This is a genomic window from Neptuniibacter sp. QD48_55, assembly GCF_047778115.1.
In the GTDB taxonomy this organism is placed as follows: Bacteria; Pseudomonadota; Gammaproteobacteria; order Pseudomonadales; family Balneatricaceae; genus Neptuniibacter.
In genome coordinates, this window is record NZ_CP180555.1 from 2654732 (window position 1) to 2674861 (window position 20130).

At 44.1% G+C, this 20130-nt stretch carries 19 protein-coding genes; 7 read left to right on the plus strand and 12 right to left on the minus strand.

Going from position 1 to position 20130, the window contains the following annotated elements:
- Nucleotides 1-32 precede the first annotated feature (32 nt).
- Genes ACMXYW_RS12325 through ACMXYW_RS12335 form a run of 3 tightly spaced genes read right to left on the minus strand, consistent with a single transcriptional unit; the run spans nt 33 to nt 1997 of the window.
- Nucleotides 33-419 carry a PilZ domain-containing protein gene (locus tag ACMXYW_RS12325; RefSeq protein WP_415904251.1) on the minus strand — a complete coding sequence of 129 codons (387 nt, stop codon included), beginning with the start codon at nt 417-419 and terminating at the stop codon, nt 33-35.
- Nucleotides 416-1213, minus strand: a complete 798-nt coding sequence (locus ACMXYW_RS12330; RefSeq protein WP_415904252.1) for a flagellar motor protein MotB — start codon at nt 1211-1213, stop codon at nt 416-418. The genes ACMXYW_RS12325 and ACMXYW_RS12330 overlap by 4 nt, the downstream gene beginning before the upstream one ends.
- 13 nt (nt 1214-1226) lie before the next feature.
- The gene (locus ACMXYW_RS12335; protein WP_415885474.1) at nt 1227-1997 is read right to left on the minus strand and encodes a motility protein A; all 771 of its coding nucleotides are present in this window, start codon (nt 1995-1997) and stop codon (nt 1227-1229) included.
- 93 nt (nt 1998-2090) lie between these two features.
- Here ACMXYW_RS12335 and ACMXYW_RS12340 point away from each other — a divergent pair, with 93 nt between their 5' ends.
- Nucleotides 2091-2978, plus strand: a complete 888-nt coding sequence (locus tag ACMXYW_RS12340; protein WP_415904253.1) for a DUF72 domain-containing protein — start codon at nt 2091-2093, stop codon at nt 2976-2978.
- A gap of 57 nt (nt 2979-3035) precedes the next feature.
- On the opposite strand, the gene ACMXYW_RS12345 is transcribed toward ACMXYW_RS12340, so the two are convergent.
- Nucleotides 3036-3641 carry a DUF924 family protein gene (locus tag ACMXYW_RS12345; protein WP_415898947.1) on the minus strand — a complete coding sequence of 202 codons (606 nt, stop codon included), beginning with the start codon at nt 3639-3641 and terminating at the stop codon, nt 3036-3038.
- Between the two features lie 55 nt (nt 3642-3696).
- Nucleotides 3697-4452 carry an EAL domain-containing protein gene (locus tag ACMXYW_RS12350; RefSeq protein WP_415898948.1) on the minus strand — a complete coding sequence of 252 codons (756 nt, stop codon included), beginning with the start codon at nt 4450-4452 and terminating at the stop codon, nt 3697-3699.
- Nucleotides 4453-4682: 230 nt separating this feature from the next.
- Here ACMXYW_RS12350 and ACMXYW_RS12355 point away from each other — a divergent pair, with 230 nt between their 5' ends.
- Genes ACMXYW_RS12355 through ACMXYW_RS12365 form a run of 3 tightly spaced genes read left to right on the plus strand, consistent with a single transcriptional unit; the run spans nt 4683 to nt 6877 of the window.
- A complete protein-coding gene (locus ACMXYW_RS12355; protein WP_415904254.1) occupies nt 4683-5492 on the plus strand; it encodes a hypothetical protein in 810 nt (269 codons plus the stop codon).
- Between the two features lie 9 nt (nt 5493-5501).
- Nucleotides 5502-6119 carry a glutathione S-transferase family protein gene (locus ACMXYW_RS12360; RefSeq protein WP_415885479.1) on the plus strand — a complete coding sequence of 206 codons (618 nt, stop codon included), beginning with the start codon at nt 5502-5504 and terminating at the stop codon, nt 6117-6119.
- On the plus strand, nt 6116-6877 hold the full coding sequence (locus tag ACMXYW_RS12365) for a glycerophosphoryl diester phosphodiesterase (RefSeq protein WP_415898951.1): 762 nt from the start codon (nt 6116-6118) through the stop codon (nt 6875-6877). The genes ACMXYW_RS12360 and ACMXYW_RS12365 overlap by 4 nt, the downstream gene beginning before the upstream one ends.
- A gap of 12 nt (nt 6878-6889) precedes the next feature.
- On the opposite strand, the gene ACMXYW_RS12370 is transcribed toward ACMXYW_RS12365, so the two are convergent.
- From ACMXYW_RS12370 to ACMXYW_RS12380, 3 genes are read right to left on the minus strand one after another with little or no spacing between them, the layout of a single operon-like run.
- Entirely contained in the window at nt 6890-7741 is an 852-nt protein-coding gene (locus ACMXYW_RS12370; protein ID WP_415898952.1) for a pirin family protein, read from the minus strand.
- Nucleotides 7738-8718, minus strand: coding sequence for a glutathione S-transferase family protein (locus ACMXYW_RS12375; protein WP_415904255.1), 981 nt, complete (start codon nt 8716-8718; stop codon nt 7738-7740). Before ACMXYW_RS12375 ends, ACMXYW_RS12370 begins: the two co-directional genes overlap by 4 nt.
- Before the next feature lie 15 nt (nt 8719-8733).
- Complete coding sequence (locus ACMXYW_RS12380; protein WP_415898954.1) at nt 8734-9330, minus strand: FMN-dependent NADH-azoreductase; 597 nt, start codon at nt 9328-9330, stop codon at nt 8734-8736.
- A 134-nt stretch (nt 9331-9464) separates the two neighbouring features.
- Between ACMXYW_RS12380 and ACMXYW_RS12385 the strand changes: the two genes are divergently transcribed.
- Nucleotides 9465-10346, plus strand: a complete 882-nt coding sequence (locus ACMXYW_RS12385; RefSeq protein WP_415898955.1) for a LysR family transcriptional regulator — start codon at nt 9465-9467, stop codon at nt 10344-10346.
- 31 nt (nt 10347-10377) lie between these two features.
- On the opposite strand, the gene ACMXYW_RS12390 is transcribed toward ACMXYW_RS12385, so the two are convergent.
- Nucleotides 10378-11310 carry a GGDEF domain-containing protein gene (locus tag ACMXYW_RS12390; protein ID WP_415898956.1) on the minus strand — a complete coding sequence of 311 codons (933 nt, stop codon included), beginning with the start codon at nt 11308-11310 and terminating at the stop codon, nt 10378-10380.
- Nucleotides 11311-11521: 211 nt separating this feature from the next.
- On the opposite strand from ACMXYW_RS12390, the gene ACMXYW_RS12395 reads away from it, so the two are divergent.
- Together ACMXYW_RS12395 and ACMXYW_RS12400 are read left to right on the plus strand one after the other, a co-directional pair.
- Nucleotides 11522-13543 carry a diguanylate cyclase domain-containing protein gene (locus ACMXYW_RS12395; RefSeq protein WP_415898957.1) on the plus strand — a complete coding sequence of 674 codons (2022 nt, stop codon included), beginning with the start codon at nt 11522-11524 and terminating at the stop codon, nt 13541-13543.
- A 245-nt stretch (nt 13544-13788) separates the two neighbouring features.
- On the plus strand, nt 13789-14091 hold the full coding sequence (locus ACMXYW_RS12400) for an STAS domain-containing protein (protein WP_415898958.1): 303 nt from the start codon (nt 13789-13791) through the stop codon (nt 14089-14091).
- Between the two features lie 95 nt (nt 14092-14186).
- Here ACMXYW_RS12400 and ACMXYW_RS12405 read toward each other — a convergent pair whose 3' ends face one another.
- The 3 genes from ACMXYW_RS12405 to ACMXYW_RS12415 are packed head-to-tail and all read right to left on the minus strand — an operon-like array spanning nt 14187 to nt 20075.
- Complete coding sequence (locus tag ACMXYW_RS12405; protein WP_415904256.1) at nt 14187-17300, minus strand: efflux RND transporter permease subunit; 3114 nt, start codon at nt 17298-17300, stop codon at nt 14187-14189.
- Complete coding sequence (locus ACMXYW_RS12410) at nt 17297-18778, minus strand: efflux RND transporter periplasmic adaptor subunit (RefSeq protein ID WP_415898960.1); 1482 nt, start codon at nt 18776-18778, stop codon at nt 17297-17299. The genes ACMXYW_RS12405 and ACMXYW_RS12410 overlap by 4 nt, the downstream gene beginning before the upstream one ends.
- Nucleotides 18771-20075: a TolC family protein gene (locus ACMXYW_RS12415; protein ID WP_415898961.1), complete on the minus strand. Its 1305-nt coding sequence runs from the start codon at nt 20073-20075 to the stop codon at nt 18771-18773. Before ACMXYW_RS12415 ends, ACMXYW_RS12410 begins: the two co-directional genes overlap by 8 nt.
- Between the last annotated feature and the right edge of the window lie 55 nt (nt 20076-20130).

Genomic DNA, 20130 nt, shown 5'->3' on the forward strand with positions numbered 1-20130 from the left:
CAGATTATTTTCAAATAGATAGAAAGCCGCACTTAAGCGCCATCTTCAGCCGCTTCTCTCAAAGCCCGTTCTCGGCGTATAAGCTCTTTTTGCAAGCTTACAACTAACTCAGATAGAGCCATATGAGCTTTATCTGACAAACCTTCAAATTCAGCTCCACAACGCCCTTTCCCGCAGAATGAAACCTTTAAGCGCGGTTTTAAGCGGTATTTTTTATGCGTTTTGAAAAGAATAGCGACATCTTCTAAATAACCCGAAAAGGTTTGATCTGTCTTAAAAGCAACGCCTGTTGAAGAAATATCTAAAAGCTCAACCGTCGTCTCGCCAATCGTCATTTTAACCTGACCACTTGAAGCAGCTCGAAAAGCTTGGCGGCGATTTTCGTCTTCAGAAAGTTCTATTTCTATATCGATCTTCACTGTGCTGCCCTTTTCTCAAGCACAAATTCTAAACGGCGGTTTTCTGCTCGCCCTCGTAAAGTAGAATTAGACGACACAGGCACCGAGTCACCATATCCCGTTGCCGTAACTCGATCCACCTCTAAACCACCCCGCACCATATATCGGAGCACATTGGTTGCACGTATAGCAGACAGATCCCAGTTTGAAGGGAATCGCGGGGTTTGGATAGGAATATTATCGGTATGACCATTAATGCTCAGCTTCAGATCAGGGTTTTTCTTTAATGTAAGAACCACTGAATCCAAAACCGTCATCATCTCTGTATTAAATTCAGCAGAGCCTGACGGAAATAGTACATCCCCTTTAATTTTAATGGTCACTTTGCCATCTTTAGGCGTTCCGACTTCAACCGCATCAGTAGCCGCAGCTATTTGAAATTGCTGATTAATTTCGTGAGTTAATTTGGTCAACTCCGAATCAATCGCGACGTTTTGGGATTCAGCTTCATTCTCATTTGGCTTTTCAGCTTCTTTCTCGGCAATGTCTGTCGCAGGGAGGGATTCTTCAATCTCCTCAGGTATCTCAGTTTTAACTGGAGCATTATGAGGCAGATCGATAATGCTATTAGCACCATCATCCCCCTGAAAGGCATCATTCAGCGATCTAATTGTTTTTTCAAAACGCTCAGCTTCGACACTCGATAGAGAAAATAACAACACAAAAAACACCAAGAGCAATGTCATCAGATCAGCAAATGTGTAGATCCAGCTTGCGCCCTCTTCTTCCTCTACCAGTGTTTTCTTAGAGTTCATTTAGATCTCCCGACTACTTTTTCTTTCCAATCGCTACTTTTTTTCGCTTAGCAGCAGGAATATAGGACGAGAGCTGTTCGTATACGTGCATATAATGATCATTAGTTAGTATGCTAATGCACCCTTCTCGAATAATTTCTAGGTTAGTCACCTCGAGTAAGGTTCTGGACTTAAGCTTCCCAGCAATAGGAAGGAACACCATGGTTGCTAATAAAGAGCCGTAAAAAGTTGTTAATAGTGCTACAGCCATAGAAGGGCCAATCGCTTCAGGATTATCCAAAACGCTCAGCATTTGGATTAAACCAATAAGAGTTCCCAACATACCAAAAGCAGGCGAGTACGCTGCCATTTTTTTAAATACATCTTGTGTAGCATGATGACGAGATACTAGGGAGTCGATTTCGTTTTGAATTGTATTTCGAATAACTTGTTCTGAAGCAGCCTCGGCCAAGAGCATACATGCTCGTTTCAAAACAGGAGACGAGCTCTCGACATCACCCAGCTTTAACAAACCATGGCGGTGGCTAATACGACTTAACTCTAGCATCGTATCAATCATCTCCTGTGGATTTGTTTTATCCTGAGTAAAAACGATAAATGCACCTTTAAAAGAGTTAAGCACATCCTTAAATTGCACCGTCAGCAAAGTAGCAGCGATAGTACCGCCAGCAACAATCATCATGCCTGGGACATTCACAAATACATCTGCACTTCCCCCCATGACGATGGCAGAGATAATTAACGCTAGGCCCGAAATGATTCCCAACAGTGATGCAAAATCCATTAGATCTCTCTCTTTAAACTACGCATTACTAATGATCTGAGAGTACAATCTACACTCTCTTGAAACAAAGTACATTACATACCCATAAAAAACGTGCAGATACCTTCAACCTCATTAATTTCTTCGCCTCGTTGCTATATAGGCTTAACCCAATGGCAACATGCTGCATGGCAAGATAACTGCTTAGAACGAAGCAGCCATGTTCATGTACTACAGGCTTATGCACGCCATTTTAGTAGTGTAGAAGGAAACTCAACGTTTTACGGTTTACCTAAACAAAGTACCGTCGAACAATGGTATAAAGAGTCCTCAGAGCATTTTCGTTTTTGCTTTAAGTTCCCTCAAGAGATAAGCCATCATAGACAACTCACCCACTGCCAAAAAGAAACACTGCAGTTTTTCGAGCGGCTCACTCCTCTACAAGAGAAACTGGGCTTACTCTGTATCCAGCTACCTGCAGCCTTTGGGCCTGATTCTCTAAACAATCTGGAAAACTACCTAAAATCACTACCCACCGATTGGCAGTATTCGGTAGAAATTCGTCATCCCGAGTTTTTCCAAAAAGGAGATGCCGAGCAACAGCTCAACCAGCTGTTGGTTTCTCAAAACTGTAATCGCATTAGTTTTGATACCCGTTCCCTGTTTGCACATCCTGCAGAGGATACGGTTAGCCTCAAAGCTAAAGAGCACAAACCTCAACTCCCTGTGCATGCTATTTCAACTGGGCAATCCCCTATGATTCGCTTTATCACACCTTTAGATTGGCAATGGGGAACCCCTTACCTTGATCCATGGATTAGTAAAGCGATCACTTGGATGAAACAAGGCAAAACACCATATTTCTTTTTCCACACACCAGATAATGCCGAAGCGCCGCAACTTGCCGCTTTCTTTGTGGAGAAGCTTGAAGCAGCCCTTCCCGGCTGTTGTTTATTCACACCATGGCAAGAACAGAATCGCCAACAAGACACACTGTTCTAAAAAGACTCTTCTATTTATCTTTGTAATTAAGGCGTTAGTTCTTTGTTTACTTAAACCTTATTGTCCCCAGCGACTATGGCTTTGTAATAAGTAAGCCAACTCTTCTGGCGTGGAGCTACGCCCAAGTACTTCATTACGGTGTGGAAAGCGGCCAAATCGCTCTATTTGCGCATGATGCTGGCAAGCAAAATCCAACCAGTTTTCTACTTGTAGTTTCTTTTCACCTGCCACTTCTAACAACATCTGCTCAAAACTACTGACACACAACTGTTGCATTTGAAGGTTTTCAGCATGCTCTAATGGCATATAGAAAAAGGTGCGTTCGACAAACTCTAATGCTTGATCATGCCCTTGAGTACGTCCACTTAGGCAAAGCTGCAAAGCCTGACTGTCGCCGGCAAAAGCGTCTGCAGAGCCTCGATAGATTGTACGGGTAAATTGATCTAACAATAGAATCAGTGCTAATCGCCCACGTGGTGTTTCCGCCCAAGCATCCAGTTCACCTCGTAAAGCCTGACGAACCTGATGCCCAAACAACTCAGTGATCAAACGATCATTTTCTGGTGATCCTGCCCACCATAGTTCCGAACGATCACATACAGTAAAGCCATCTTCTATTTGACCGAACCAGAAACCTAAAACTTCATCAATCTTTTCAATCATATAAAAATCAATAAGTTAAAATTACAGTTTTAAGGGTAGCCTATTTTTGGAAAAATCAGTCAAAACATCGCTTTTGAATAAAGAGCTCTTGATAGAAAAAACCTTGTACATAATCAATACCCAGCTTGATTGCTGTTGCTAAATCTTCAGCTGACTCAACCCCTTCCAATACAGTTTTTTTACCACTGACACGTGCAAAACCGATGACACTTTTAATCAACAACTGCATATTTTCAGTCAGATCATCACGCAACCAACTTCGGTCAAACTTGATATAATCCACTTCACTCAGGATGTTCATCGCAATCATACTGCCTGGTGCACCTACATCATCTAGTGCAATAGCAATCCCTTGCTTGCGCATCAATTCAGACACATCATTACTGATTTTGGCATCATTTACGTCGGTATTTTCGATCAACTCTATAACCAGATCAGTATTACCTTTAAGCAAATTCACCATCGCATTTTGGCCCGAACCATCTCCATCAGTGCATACAGAAAAGGCATGTGGATCAAGATTCAAGAATAGCGCCACACCCTCGGGACGATAACGCATCTGTAGACGCTTTAATTGCAACTCAACTTGCGCCAACATAAGAGGACTGTCGTGTAAAACCTGAAAAACATCTAAAGGCGGAATTGCTCGTCCATCTGCATGATAAAAGCGCGCTAACGCCTCATACCCCAGAATATCCCCCGTATGTGCATCTATTAAGGGCTGATATTCCACACCAAATCTTTGCTGCTCAACTAAATCCAACAACTCTAAGCTACTACCGCTGACAACATTCAAACTACAATTTAGCAAAGCATATATTCCAGAAATCTAAACAATAATCAGTATCAATTCGATTAACAAAGATAACAAATATTCAATAATTTCTCTAGCTTCACTGACAATAAATAGCCGCCAACAACAACGTGCACCTTGGTAAAGTTGATGGATATATAGAATACAAACAAAGGGATTACCCTATTTTCTTATCACGAGCGAACCGCTACATTAGTGGGAGACCCAAAGCTAATTAGGATCAAATTATGCAGCGTATCATTTTAGTATTAGTGATTGTTTGTATTGGCGTAGCTGGATATCTGTTTACACAGAAAGAACCTACGACAGATCAAGTTGAAACGACCGATATTCAAGCTTCTGCCTCGACACAACAGGAAGCCCGCCAACATATTGATCGTCTAACTTCGGGGCAGGAAAGCCCGATTAAAATAGAGCAAGCGAGTAATTTTGTAACGGCAGAGCAACTTCTTAAACTTCCCCCTGTAAAAACTTCAACGCAGGCAGAGATTCTGGCAGAAACCGGTAGTTCTCAAGGCAGTGAAGCAGAAGCCCAAGGTGAAACCTTTGCCGTGAGCAGTCATCTGAGCGTAATTAAAACCGGTAAAAGCGATAAAAAAACTAACGCCACTATCGCAGATACAGCCTTGGTCGCAACTCAACAGATCAAGCTGCTGGAGTTATTAGATGATCCAGATAACTCTGCACAGAAAGTCTACTTTATTCATGCCGTTAATGAGGGGGATGATGAAGGCTTATGGGGGATCATCCAACACGGCCTCATGCGGACCTTTACTGAAGGACTTTCTTTACCGGGACTGGGGGAGAAAGTATCAGTAGAGATTCCTAAAGACGCAGATGAAGCTTTAGGTGATAAACGTAGTTCCTTTTTAGGCCAAGTATTAAAAGCCAAAGTAGATCAAACCTATATCTACAACTATCAAAAAGGAATCTTAGGTGAGAACCCCAATTTAATTAAACCAGGTCAGCAGTTAGTTATTGTTACATTTACAGAGCAAGAGCTGATCGGTATTTACCACCACTTTATCAACCTGTAAGGCACTGCGATGATCGATTTATACACTTGGGGAACACCAAACGGGCGAAAGATATCCATCATGTTGGAAGCTCTTCGTCTTCCCTATCGAGTCCATCCAGTTAATATTTTCGAGAAAGAACAATTTGAACCTGCGTTTAAAGCGATTAGTCCAAATAGCAAAATTCCTGCTCTAGTCGACGATGAAGGTCCAAACGGCGAAACCGTCCAACTATTTGAAAGCGGCGCAATTTTAATTTACTTGGCTGAAAAAGCCGGTGAATTTATCCCCTCAGACCCACAAGCCCGCCTAGAGTGCCTACAATGGTTAATGTGGCAGATGGGTGGTTTTGGTCCGTTCTTAGGGCAAGCACATCATTTTAATCGCTTTGCACCTGATGCTTCAGACTATGCCAAACAACGCTACAACAACGAAGCCCAGCGCTTATGGCAAACTCTCGATACGCAGTTATCAAATAAACAGTTTGTGATTGGGGAAGAGCTTTCAATTGCAGATTTCGCCATCTACCCATGGGCTATGCGTTATGAGTGGCAACATGTAGATCCTGACAAATTTCCGTTTGTGAAAGCTTGGATGGAACGGATGGGCCATATTGAATTCGTCCAGAGAGGAATGCAGATTCCATGATCGCCAGCCGTATCATTGGCCATAGGGGGGCTGCGCATTTAGCTCCCGAGAATACTTTAGCAGGTATTCAGATGGCTGCTGAATGCGGTGTTACTTGGGTTGAACTCGACACCACTCTGCTCGGTGATTCTACGCCTGTTTTATTTCATGATGAGCATCTAGATCGCTGTACCAATCAGCAAGGACCATTAAGTGCTATAAGCTTAGATGCCCTTCCTCTACTGGATGCTGGCAGTTGGTTCCACCCAGAATGGGTAGATGAACCTATGCCACACCTTTCGGATGCATTAAGGCTTTGCCAAGAACTGCAACTGGGCCTGAATCTGGAGATAAAACCTTTCGATTTAGAGCCAGATATCGTTGCAGAAAGAGTCTTTGAGCAGATCAGCGTCTATTGGCAGGCCCCCGAGAAGTTGATTATCAGTTGTTACAACTTTGACCTGTTGAGCGCTTATAAGGCGCTAGACCCTCAAGCTCAGATAGGCCTGCTTTATGACCACCTACCAGAACTATGGCAGCTGAAAGCCGAGATGCTAGATGCAGTTAGCCTACATTGTGATGCTAACCTAATCACACAAAGTGATGTGCAAGTGATCAAACAAGCAGGGTACGAGCTCTATTGCTATACCTGTAACGACCCCACTCAAGCTGCGGTGCTTTTTGACTGGGGAGTTGATGGAATATTCACCGATAATCCGCCGTTAATGCGGCCCTATATCCCCTCGAATAATCTAAACAAAACCTGTGCTTCCCAGTAAAAAAAACCATAGTCAAACCAAACGGTTTTCGCGGTAATCCGTCAACGCTTGCTCAATCTCAGCCATTGTATTCATTACAAAAGGACCATACTGGACCACAGGTTCGCGAATAGGCTTGCCTGCCAAGATCAACATACGGCTATCACTTTGTGCTTTGATAACAACGCCTTTACCTTCAGAAAGCTCAGCTACTTGGTGTTGATCAATTAGCTCCCCAGCGACCTCAGCTTCGCCTTCAAAAAGGTAGATCGCAGCGTTATGGAACTCTGGCAGAGCCAACTCGATCTCCTTTCCAGCTTTAAGCAGCAGGTCACAATACATTGGTTCTGTAGCACTATTTTGAACAGGCCCTTTTAATGCTTGGCCTTCCAAATTTATTTCACCTGCCACAACTTTCAATTCATAACCTTCACCGATTAATTGTGGCACCTCTTCAGGTTCAATATTTTGATAAGAGGCCGGTTGCATCTTTTCTGCAGCGGGAAGGTTTATCCACAACTGAAAACCACGCATCACACCGTCTACCCGCTGAGGCCGTTCCTCATGGATCACCCCTCTGCCTGCTTTCATCCATTGCACACCACCCGCTCTTAGATCCCCTTCATTGCCCATATGATCACGATGGATCATGTGCCCATCCAACATATAGGTCACAGTTTCAAAACCACGGTGGGGGTGAGCTGGAAACCCAGCCAGATAATCATCTGGATTATCAGATGAAAACGCATCCAACATCAGAAAAGGATCAATACGAGTAGCTTCACTTCTACCTATGCTGCGCTTCAGTTTAACCCCAGCACCATCCATACTGTCTTTTGCTGGGATTATGCGTTTAATACTGCGCAGATTGTCTAACTTACTCATAATGCCTCCCGACCATGTGGTGCATTTAAATCAAATTCTGGACCCACTGAAATCACACCCGTCGGATTAATAGTACGATGGCTGCGGTAGTAGTGGTGCCTGATGTGATCCATATCTACCGTTTCCGCGATATTAGCCATCTGGTAAATCTCACGTAGATAGCCTGATAACGCTGGATAATCGACAATTCGACGTAGATCACATTTAAAGTGCGTCACATACACAGGATCAAAACGGACCAAGGTTGTGAATAAACGCAGATCAGCTTCAGTAAATTGGTTACCCACTAAAAAGCGCTGTTGTGATAGACGCTCATCCAACTGATCCAAGGCTGTGAATAACTCCACTACGGCAGCATCATAAGCCGTTTGCGAGGTAGCAAAACCTGCTCGGTAAACGCCATTATTGACTTTGTCGTAGACCCACTTATTGGCCTCATCAATCTGACCGCTAAGGACTTCAGGATAAAAATCACCTTCCTTTGCGCCAATATCATCAAAAGCACTGTTAAGCATACGAATAATTTCGGACGACTCGTTATTCACAATGGTATTGGTCTGCTTATCCCATAAAACTGGAACAGTGACTCGCCCGCTATAGTTTGGCTCCGCTTGGGTATACACCTGATGTAAATAATCATGACCGAATAAGCTATCACCCGCGCTCGCCGCAAAATCACTCGCAAACGTCCAACCATGTTCAAACATGAGCGGGTGTACAACATCAACCGAGATATAATCCGTCAGCCCCTTTAACTCACGCATAATTAGTGTGCGATGCGCCCATGGACAAGCCAGAGAGACATAAAGATGATAACGACCTGCTTCAGCTTTAAAGCCTGCTTTACCACTAGGCCCAGCGCTACCGTCTTTAGTTACCCAGTTACGAAACTGTGATTCGTTACGAACAAATTCACCTTTATTGCTCTTAGTGTCATACCACTGGTCATGCCACTGTCCATCAATCAACAAGCCCATTGTGTATCTCCTTAATTAATGGATAGCAGCAATCTGCTGGTTAGCTTTGGCTAAAGAACTTTCGGCCAAATCACCCATGCTTAGCCCTTCAGCATAAATAACCTCACTCTCACTTAGGCCGATAAAGTTAAGGAACTGCTGCACAAAAGGGATCTGAAAGTCATGGCCCTGATCACGATATAGACCACCACGTGTAGCCAATAGGTAAACGGGTTTACTTGCAATCAAACCAACCGGTCCCTGCTCGGTATATTTAAATGTCACTCCTGCACGGGCAATCAAATCGAAATAAGCTTTCATCTGAGTCGGTACGCCAAAGTTATACATTGGTACGCCCATCACAATCTCATCTGCAGCTTTTAACTCTGTAATAAAGAGATCTGAGCGAGCAACAATCGCTTGCTGTTCCGCACTGCGCTCATCAGCCGGTGTCGATAATGCCGTCATAACAGCCGCATCAAGATGCGGAACATCTTCGGCAACCAGATCACGAACAATCACTTGGCCTTGTGGATGCTTCTCTAACCACTGCTCAATAAAGTTATCAGCCAACTGACTTGATTTACCGCCGTTACCAAAAATGCTGGATTTAATATGTAGTAATTTAGCCATCGAATTCACCTTAAAAATCTGTTCTTTCGTTCTTACAGATCTGTCTCTGTAACTGATGGAAACATTCTCTTATTTAATTAAGTGATTAAAAATAGCTATAATTCGCTCAATTTAATCGAAAAATTAGATAAATAATGCCTCAAGTTACTCTGGAACAATGGCAAAGCCTCATCGCGGTGGTCGAAAATGGCGGCTACGCAACCGCAGCTGAAGCGATGAACAAAAGCCAATCCTCCATCAGCTACGCGATTCAAAAGCTAGAGAGCACCCTGAGCGTACAAGCCTTTAAAGTCGAAGGTCGTAAAGCGGTTTTGACTGCCGCTGGAAAAACCCTCTATCGCAGAGCTCGGGTTTTAGTAGAAGAAGCGCAGCAGATGGAAAACTTAGCTAAACAGTTTTCAGAAGGCTGGGAGCCGGATATTCGTATCGCGATGGATGCCCTGTTTCCAGAATGGCTCATGCTAGATGTGATTGCTGAATTTACACAACAGAGTCCCCTAACCCGAATCGAGTTTATCGAAACGGTATTAAGTGGCACCGATGAAGCCTTACTCAGAAAAGAAGCTGATATAGTAATTGGATCACGTATACCTCCAGGGTTTATGGGCGACCCTATTTTAGATATCAGCTTTATAGCTGTAGCGACCCCAGAGCATCCTCTTCATCAACTTAACCGCTCTTTAGATCACAAAGACTTACGTCTGCATCGTCAGTTAGTGATTAGAGATTCGGGTAGCCGAGATGTAGATTCAGGTTGGCTTGGCGCTGAACAGCGCCTCACCCTAAGCAACTTTACCACCTCAATCGCCGCTGCCTGCCGTGGCTTAGGCTATGCTTGGTACCCAAGCCTTAAAATCGAAAAGGAACTAGAACAAGGGCTACTCAAACCGCTTCCTCTGAATGCCGGTGCTAAGAAAAGTGTTCAGCTAAATATGATCTACGCGGAAGGAGATTATGCAGGGCCAGCAACGAAGTTATTTGGAGAGTTATTACAAAAGCGCTTACAACGTTTGTAAGCGCTTATCGTCAAAGATAACCATCAAAGAGTTAGGCGATCACCACTCGATTTCGTCCCTGCTCTTTTGCTTGATATAAGGCACTATCAGCCTTCTTCATCCAGCTATCGAGTGAATCTGTAGTGTGCAAAAAACTCACACCAATACTCACAGTACGCGAAACCAGTTCGCCCTGCTCTGTTTTGATATGGATACTGTTTAAACGTTGTCTTAAACGTTGAGCCGCTTCTAATACTCGATCCTCATCTGCGCCTGTTAGCAGTACACCAAACTCTTCTCCGCCTAAGCGAAAGCCCGCATCATCATGCCGACAAAATTGGCTGATAGATTTACCAACTGCTGCCAGCAACAGGTCACCTTTATCATGACCAAACTTATCATTTACTGATTTAAAGAAGTCGATATCTAACATCAGCAACGCAGGAACTGGATCACAGTCATTATCCCAAGAAGTATCCATAACCTTAGGCATCATTTCAAAAAAGTAACGCCTGTTTAGAAGACCCGTTAATTGATCATGATTGGCCTTACTACGCCAGTCATCGCGATCTTTATGAACCTGTTGGAGTAAGTCCCTGTAGTCCTGACTCAATTTAAACAAGCCAATTGTCGCTAGCATCATACCTATAGGGTAAGCCGCATTCTCAATTAACTTTAACGTACCAACATGATCGAAAATAAACTCATCGAGTAAGTCAGCAGTATTAGCCATAGTGATGATGCCGAAACCACACAGTAAATAGATATAAGTCCTAAATCTCAGGCCCGCATAGGCGATCGTGACAATCCAAAATTGAACAAGGACTAATAGTAAAAGCTCCCCAGCAACATCCAGAATTTCTACTTCGGTAATCTTAGGAATTGCCCCTTCATAAGACAACGCAACCACAGCGACCGCCGCAGGGCACAGGAAGATAATACAGATGGAGATCCAAATTAAACGACTGCTTTCCAGTTTAATCAACGGACATTTTCTCTCTCAAAATGAAACAAAACCACACTGTTTGACAGTGCCCATATAAAGTCTAACAACAACCCCAAAAGACGAGCATGATAGGGGTCAAAAGAGGATTCAAAACTACTCATTTAACTGTGTAGTTTTTAATCAGACCTTTTGATAATATCTGCCGTTCTTTTTTGTACAACTTATCCCAAATTTCCGAGAAACCAATACGATGATGCCGGTTATCATTTTATTTTTTGCATTGCTAATAACCGAGAGCATTACATCTAAACTTATCTCGTCATTAAACCTAAATACCGAATATTACTGGTTCGAAGCAGCCGCCAATGCATCTATTCTTGCGCTTGTTTCGTTAATCATTCTTAGATTTATCTTCGCTTATTACCGTCAGATTCAACCTTCTGAAAAAGTTCGAGAGTGGTTGTTTCTTCAAGTAGGCCTCAGCGTTTTTGGAATCGAGCTATCTCTGACCCTACTGCAATCCATTATCAGTCTAGAACATTTAAACAACATTCTGCTGTTTGATTTTAAATCCCTAGCTTTCGCATCGATTAGTTCAATAGCGGTCTATATCTACGTGTTCTATCCACACGCAACTGCCTTTACTAGCTTCTTAAATAGAATCGAGATTCGCTATACAACTTCCTACCTGTTTGGGGTTTCTCTGCTACTGCTATTTCTAATCAATGTATTTCAAACACAGTCAGAAGACCTAAAAGATAAGATCATTAAAAACGAAGCCGAACAGCTCATTCTCATCGATAAAGCCCTCAGCTATCGTATCGCAGAAGCTGTGTTAGACACGCGCACCCTAGCTTCACAACCAGACTTTGTGAGACATCTATCTGGGAATGAAAACGCAGTTACTGAAGTCCAGTTAGAGTTTAGAAACATTGTTGATATCAAACATAGCTACGACCAGATTCGTTTTATTGATGAAAAAGGTCGTGAACAAGTTCGGATAAACAAAGGCCAACAGCGTACTGAGATTGTTCCTGAACAAGATCTGCAAAATAAGATAAACCGCTATTACGTCCCAGAAACAGGCAAACTCGATCACGGTAAAGTTTATATTTCACCATTAGATCTAAATATTGAACACGGTGAAATCGAGATACCACACAAACCTATTACGCGTATCGCGACACCAGTCAAAGACCCGCTGCAAAATCTCATGGGGTTAATCGTTATTAACCTCAATGCCAGCCATCTAATCCAGCATCTCGATGATGCTCAAAGCTTGAGTCAAGGAAAGATCATGATGCTCAACCAGGATGGCTACTGGTTACATGGGGAATCAAAAGAAAAGCTGTGGGCATTTATGTACGAAGATAATCAGCCCTCCCCTTTGCCAGTTCTAAATCCTGAACTTTGGCAAGCACTCTCAGATAAGCATATTGGCTCGTTAGAACAGAAGAACGGTTACTATGTTTTCCACCGAGTCTTACTAAGCCAAGATCAACGTATTGAACAGTTCGAGCAGAATGCAGGCGATTGGCCGCAATGGTTACTGATCACTTTTATAGACAAACAACTTGTTGCGCAAAAGAGTTTAGAACGACTTAACTTGATGATCATCATCAGTGCTCTGTTGGCGCTGGTCACAGGCGTAGGTACCTACCTTTATACTCGCTCGCAGTTAAAACGTACTAACGCTGAAAACAAAATCAGGCACATGGCGGAGCATGACCCTCTCACCGGTTTATATAATCGCCGTCACTTTATTCAAGAATTGGAGCGATCTCTTCTTCAAGCGCGTAAAGAGAAAACCTCACTGGCACTCTTCTATCTCGATTTGGATAACTTTAAACCGATCAATGATGACTTAGGCCATGAAGCCGGCGATGAGGCATTGATGCTTGTGAGTCACCGTCTTAGTCAAATGCTACGCCAAAATGACACCTTAGCAAGAATTGGCGGGGATGAGTTTGTCTTGATGATCCATAACCCGCAAAACCAGAATCAACTGGAAGAGATTGCCAACCGGATTATCGATAACCTAAAACACCCATTATCGTTAAAAGGCACACAATGCCAACTAGGTGTGAGTATTGGTATTGCGGTATCGCGCCACAATAGTGAAAGCCGGGATGATCTGCTAAAAGCAGCGGATATGTTAATGCTGGAGGCCAAAGCTAAAGGCAAGTCATGCTTCTGTATTGGTGAACTAGATAACCTCCAGAATCATAATCGAGAGACTCTTCACCAAGCAGGAAGCAAACTCTCTGGTTAATTCCACTCTTCTATTTATCTTAGAAACTCCGAAGCTGGAAGAAGTTTTGGAATAACGAGCTTAAGCTCTTTGACAATCACCTTATTCTCATCTCAAGACGGTAAACCCACCCGAATGACTACATCCTGATCGATTTATGTTGAGTTTATTGACTTGAGTCGGAGCAGAAATTTTTCAACATGATTAAATATTGTACAACCATTCAATAAATCGCTTTCTGTAAAAGCTGAAGTCGGAGCGAGCAGATGATCCAGACCCATTTAAATCAGGATAACCAAGAACTCACTATCTCCATTGGTGAACGATTCGATTACTCCATTCACAAAGCGTTTAGAGATGCATACAGAGATATCAAAACACCTAGAACCAATATCGCTATCAATTTGTCATCCACCAAATTTATCGATAGCTCAGCTTTAGGTATGCTCCTAATTGCCAAAGAGCATGTGGAAAACATCAACGGAAAAGTGACGTTAGTTCGTCCTTCTGAGACCGCACTGCGGATATTAAAACTGGCAAACTTCGATCAGTTATTCAAAGTTGTCTAAACAGATTTGATAGACCAATCTTTACCCACCCAAAAAAATCGAACACACAATATGGATGTGTGAACGATTTTCTCAAGATTCCTTAACTGCCTTTTCTAGTGTTTTAACCCGTGCTTTCGCCACAGATAATAAACAGCCGGTAACAGAATCAGCGTTAACACTAAAGCGCTGGCCATTCCGCCAACCATCGGCGCCGCGATTCTTTGCATAATTTCAGCACCAGTTCCTTCTCCATACATAATCGGTAACAAGCCTGCGATCACCGTAGCAACCGTCATCAAAATAGGTCTGACTCGCTTACCAGCGCCTTCAATGATAGCTTCCTGCAAAGCTTGAAGAGTGAGGCCTTCTGGCATCTCTCGACACTTTTCTTCATAGGCTTGGTTGAGATAGACCAGCAATATCACACCTATCTCGACCGCTACACCCGCCAAAGCGATAAAGCCTACGCCAACGGCAACAGAGAAGTTGAACTGGTTTAGATAAAGCATCCAAACCCCGCCTATCAGCGCCAATGGTAGTGTCCCTAAAATCATTGCCACTTCCGCAAATCGGCGAAAGCTAAGGTAAAGGAGAACCACAATGATGGCTAAGGTCAGAGGGATCACATAAGTCAGACGCTCTTTCGCACGGAGTAGATATTCATACTGCCCCGACCAGTTAATCGAATAACCAGATGGCAACTGGACTTGCTCAGCCACGATCTTTTGCGCATCAGCGACATAAGAGCCTAAGTCTCGTCCTTCAATATCGACATAAGTCCAACCATTAGGCCGAGCATTTTCACTTTTAATCCCTGGAGGCCCTGCCTCTATCGAAATATCAGCAACATCCGCCAAAGCGATACGTGCGCCTGTCGGTGTGACCAGTGGTAACAAACGCAGTTGTTCCACCGAATCTCGGTAAGCTTGTGGATAACGCACATTGATCGGATAACGCTCTAAGCCCTCAACGGTCTCGCCAACATTTTTGCCGCCAATAGCGCTGGTAATCACTAACTGAATATCGGCAATATTAAGACCATATCGCGCTGCTTTTTGACGTTGGATATCGACCTTAACGTAACGACCACCCGCAACACGCTCGGAATACACCGATGAGGTGCCCTCAACATCCACCAGCACCTGTTCTAGTTGCTTACCTATATCTTCAATTACTTTAAGGTCAGGCCCGGCGACCTTTAAACCGACTGGAGTTTTAATCCCTGTCGCCAGCATATCGATACGCGTTTTAATCGGCATTACCCAAGCATTGGTCAGTCCCGGCAATTTGACGATCTTATCCAACTCTTTGGTAAGCTTTTCGGTGGTCATCCCCTCACGCCACTGATCTCGTGGTTTCAATGTGATAAAAGTTTCGATCATGGTAAGCGGCGCTGGGTCTGTCGCAGTTTCCGCACGTCCAATTTTGCCAAATACACGCTCAACTTCAGGCACAGTGCGGATCAGCTTATCCGTTTGCTGCAGCAGCTCTCGCGCCTTACCAATTGATATTCCTGGGTAAGTGGTAGGCATATACATCAGATCGCCTTCATCAAGAGGAGGTATAAATTCGCTACCTATTTTATTCACAGGCCAAAAACCAATCACTGTAACCGTTAACGCCAGTACAACGGTGAACTTAGGCCAATTTAGGACTAAACGAATCACCGGCACGTAGATCGCTTGGAGAATACGATTCACTGGGTTCTTACTTTCTGGAAGTACATTACCGCGGATACAGTACCCCATCAGCACTGGTACTAAGGTAATTGCAAACCCCGCTGCGGCGGCCATTGCGTAAGTTTTGGTATAAGCCAAAGGCGAGAACATTCGCCCCTCTTGTGCTTCCAAAGCAAACACAGGGATAAAGCTCATGGTAATGATCAACAGACTGAAAAAGAGTGCAGGCCCAACCTCTGCAGACGCCTCTGCGATAACCTGCCAGCGATTTTCATCTGTTAGCGGTCGACGCTCAATGTGTTTATGCACATTCTCGATGAGCACAATGGCACCATCCACCATGGCCCCGATGGCTATGGCGATCCCACCCAAAGACATAATGTTGGCATTGATCCCTTGGTAATACATGACGATAAACGCCGCCAAAATCCCAATAGGCAGACTGATAATCACCACCAACGAGGAGCGGAAATGGAATAGAAACAGTGCACAAACAATAATAACTACGACAAACTCTTCTACGAGTTTCTCAAATAAGTTATCCACTGCTCGATCAATCAGGCCTGAGCGGTCATACACTGTGACGACTTCTACACCTTCAGGTAGGCTACGTTTGAGCTCTTCTAACTTAGCTTTGACTCCCTCAATCGTTGCCTGCGCGTTTTCGCCAAAGCGCATAACAACCACACCACCTACAACTTCGCCTTCACCATCAAGTTCAGCAATGCCACGACGCATCTGAGGCCCGATTGTCACATCAGCGAGGTCTTGCAGTAATAGCGGCGTGCCTTGAGGTGTCGCACCCAGCGGAATATTCTTAATCGCGTCTAAACCATCTAAATAGCCACTCGCTCTGACCATATATTCGGCTTCGGCCATTTCGATGACCGAAGCACCGCTCTCTTGGTTTGCGAGTTTAATCGCCAGATTGATATGCGATAGCGGTACATCGAAAGCGCGTAGTTTTTCCGGATCTACTTTGACTTGATATTGCTTGACCATGCCACCGATAGGAGCGACTTCTGAGACCCCGGACACAGTCTGCAACTCATACTTTAAAAACCAATCCTGAATACTGCGCAGCTGAGCTAAATCATGCTGTCCCGTGCGATCGACCAATGCATAGAGGTAGACCCAGCCCACCCCTGTAGCATCAGGTCCAAGCTGCGGTTTGGCACTATCAGGTAAAGATGAGCTAACTTGGCTGAGATACTCTAATACTCGGCTACGCGCCCAATAGAGATCGGTGCCTTCGTCAAAAATCACATAAACGTATGAATCCCCAAAGAAAGAGAAGCCACGAACTGTTTTTGCGCCCGGTACCGACAACATCGCCGTCGTCAGTGGATAAGTGACCTGATCTTCCACCACTTGTGGTGCTTGACCGGAATAACTCGTTTTAATAATGACCTGAACATCGGAGAGGTCAGGAATCGCATCGATCGGCGTATTTTTGACTGCATAAGCCCCCCAACCAATTAAAATAACCGTCGTCAGCAGAACAAAAAAACGGTTATGTATCGACCAATAAATTATCCCTTTGATCATAGTTTCCCCCCTGGGATACTTTCTGGGGCTTTAGGACGCGGCAATATAAAATCCGTTAGCTGCAAGTCGCTCATATTGGCACCGCGTAAACGGATTTGTAACGAGCCAGCATTACGTAAAGCTTCTAAATCTAAGGATTCATCAGCTTTAACCTGCATCAACATAGCATCCTGCTTCCACTCTCGAATCGCTTCATGTCTGATCGTTAAGAGGCGTGATTCAAGATTGATCTCTTCAACTGTTGCGCCAACCCACACTTCATCAATCAGCCCCATGGCCGGTGGTGTCAGGCGTAAGAAATCAGAACTGATACTGGACTCGGAATCGAGCATAAACTGAGCCGATGTAACGACTTTATCCTCTGGAAATAAACCCTGAATAATTGCGGTGCGTCCAGCCATACTTGGACCGGTTTTAACTTCAACCGATTTATATTTACCCTCTCCCAAAGCCAGAACAATACGATCTTGATCGCCGGTTTTGATGACGGCTGTATCTGACACATTCAGCATAGGTTTGGTCGGTGCCGACTGAATAGTGATCTGAGCAAACATATCCGGTTTAAGTAGCAGGTCAGAGTTATCGAAACGTAAACGGACATTCAACGTTCGTGTTTTTTGATTAACCGTCGGGTAAACATAGTCAACCTGGCCGCGCCAGATTTTCCCTGGCATAAACGCTAAGGTCATTTCGGCCACATCGCCCTTCTGTACGGCGCTGCCTTGACGTTCATATAGTTCTGCGGTCACCCAAACCTGATCTAAAGGCGCGATCGTCAATAAACGGCTATTGGGCTTAATATAGGTACCTCTACGCAACGAGATCTGATCGATATACCCTGATACGGGCGCATAAACAGGTAACTTTTGGAGAGGCTGCCGCTGTTTATTTAAAGTTGAGAGCACAGTCTTAGATACGCCCAGCGCGACCAATTTACTTTCACTGGCATTACGTAAAAAACGATTACCGCTGCGTAAGGCTGCTAAATACTCTTCCTGAGCATTCACCAATTCAGGGGAATACACCTCATACAATAGCGATCCTTTTTCAACATATTCACCTTTGACGCTGACCTTAACTTGCTCAACCCAACCAGAAATACGTGAATGGATATCGGTCACTCTCTCCTGATCAACCCCGACATAACCCACGGTTTTTAATTGCGCTTGCAACGGACTAAACAAAACCGCTTCTGTGCGTACAGAAAGATTGTTTTCAACCTCCGGGGAGATTGAGATTGTCCCCGGAGAATCACCACCCGCTAGATCCTCTTCATAAACAGGTACTAAATCCATCCCCATAGGAGAGAGACCTGGTTTATCGCGTTTATAGTTTGGATCCATCGGTGCAACCCAATACAGAGGCTGATCATTTGCGGCGGTTGAGGAGCCAGCGTTATCGGCTTTTTTCTGAGACAGAAAGTAGCCGGCCGAAGTCCCAATTAATAAAGCTCCTATTGTTAGCACAGCCTTATTCATTGTTCATACCTCCTTGAGCTGGATGAGCGTTGTTAATCACTATTGGGTCTTCACCTGCAAAGTAGAAATTCACCTTCGCTGTCGCCATTGCTACCTGATGTTGCAGAAGGATCTGTTGCTGTTGAGCTTCGAGTTCTTCCATAGCTGCAATAGATACAACTTTAAAACCAGACTCCGCTGATGCGTATGCACGCAATGCCGATTTTCGTTTGGCTGATAACTGCTTTAAGTAGGCTTGGTTGTAGATGGCTAAGCGCTGTTCATAGCCTTGTAGATTAGCTTTAGCTATGGCTAATTCGGCTCTTAACTCACGCGCTTTAAGTAGGTAAATCGCTTTACTGGCTTCCCGCTGCTGTACTGCAGCACGATGATGCTGATCTTGACGCTTTTCAGGGAACAGCGGCAGATCCATGGTCACAGCGACACTAAACAGATCCGCTCGGTCACGACCATTTTCATGATCAGCGCGATAACCATAATTTGCATCGAGTTTGAATGCAGGTTTATAAGCCTGGTCCGCTATCTCAACCGCTTTATCCTCAATCGCAATGTTCTTTTTCAGAATCTGAATCTGAGGATGTTGTAAGATCGATCGATCTTGCTCTGCCTGTGTAATCTTGCCTGAAAAAAGTAAGTCTAGATCAAACCCCGTAGCGATAGATTGATCAAAAGATTCAACCGTCAACCACTGCTGTAATGAACCTTTTTGGACTTGAATCATCTGCTCTAACTGCAGCATGCGGTCTTTCAGTTGCGTAAGTTTTACTTCAGCATCCAAAACCTCATGACGTAAGGCTTTACCCGAGCGGTAATTAGCCCGACTCACTGCTACCAGTTCATTAAAAATATGCTGTTTAGCTTTGAAATGTGTCAACTGCGCTTTTGATTGATGCAGTTTTAGCCACGCCTGAGAGACATTAAGTTTCACACTAGCAGCACGCAGTTGACGTTGTAGCGGGCTTTTTGCCGCTTTTTGCTGCCACTGCTGTTGTGACAACGCCAAGCTGTTACCCCTAGGAAATTGTTGTGAGACACCTAGCTGTAACTGAGTCATGTTCTCTTGTTGGAAATCAAAACTATCTGTTGGCAAATTTGCCAACCCAAGCCTTAATTTCGGATCAGGCAATTGAGCACTCGCGATCGCTTTAGCACGTAGTGCCTGCTCCTGATGCACACTGCTTTGATTCCAATGATCAGAACTAAGAGCATTCTGAATAGCAGAATCCAAACTCAGTTCTGCTTGAGTAATGCTGCTGAAAGTCAGCAGACTAATGATAAATAATGGGGATAAACGCATAGATCCTGTCCCGTTGATACATCAAAACACCACCGAAATAGGCGGTAACCGATAT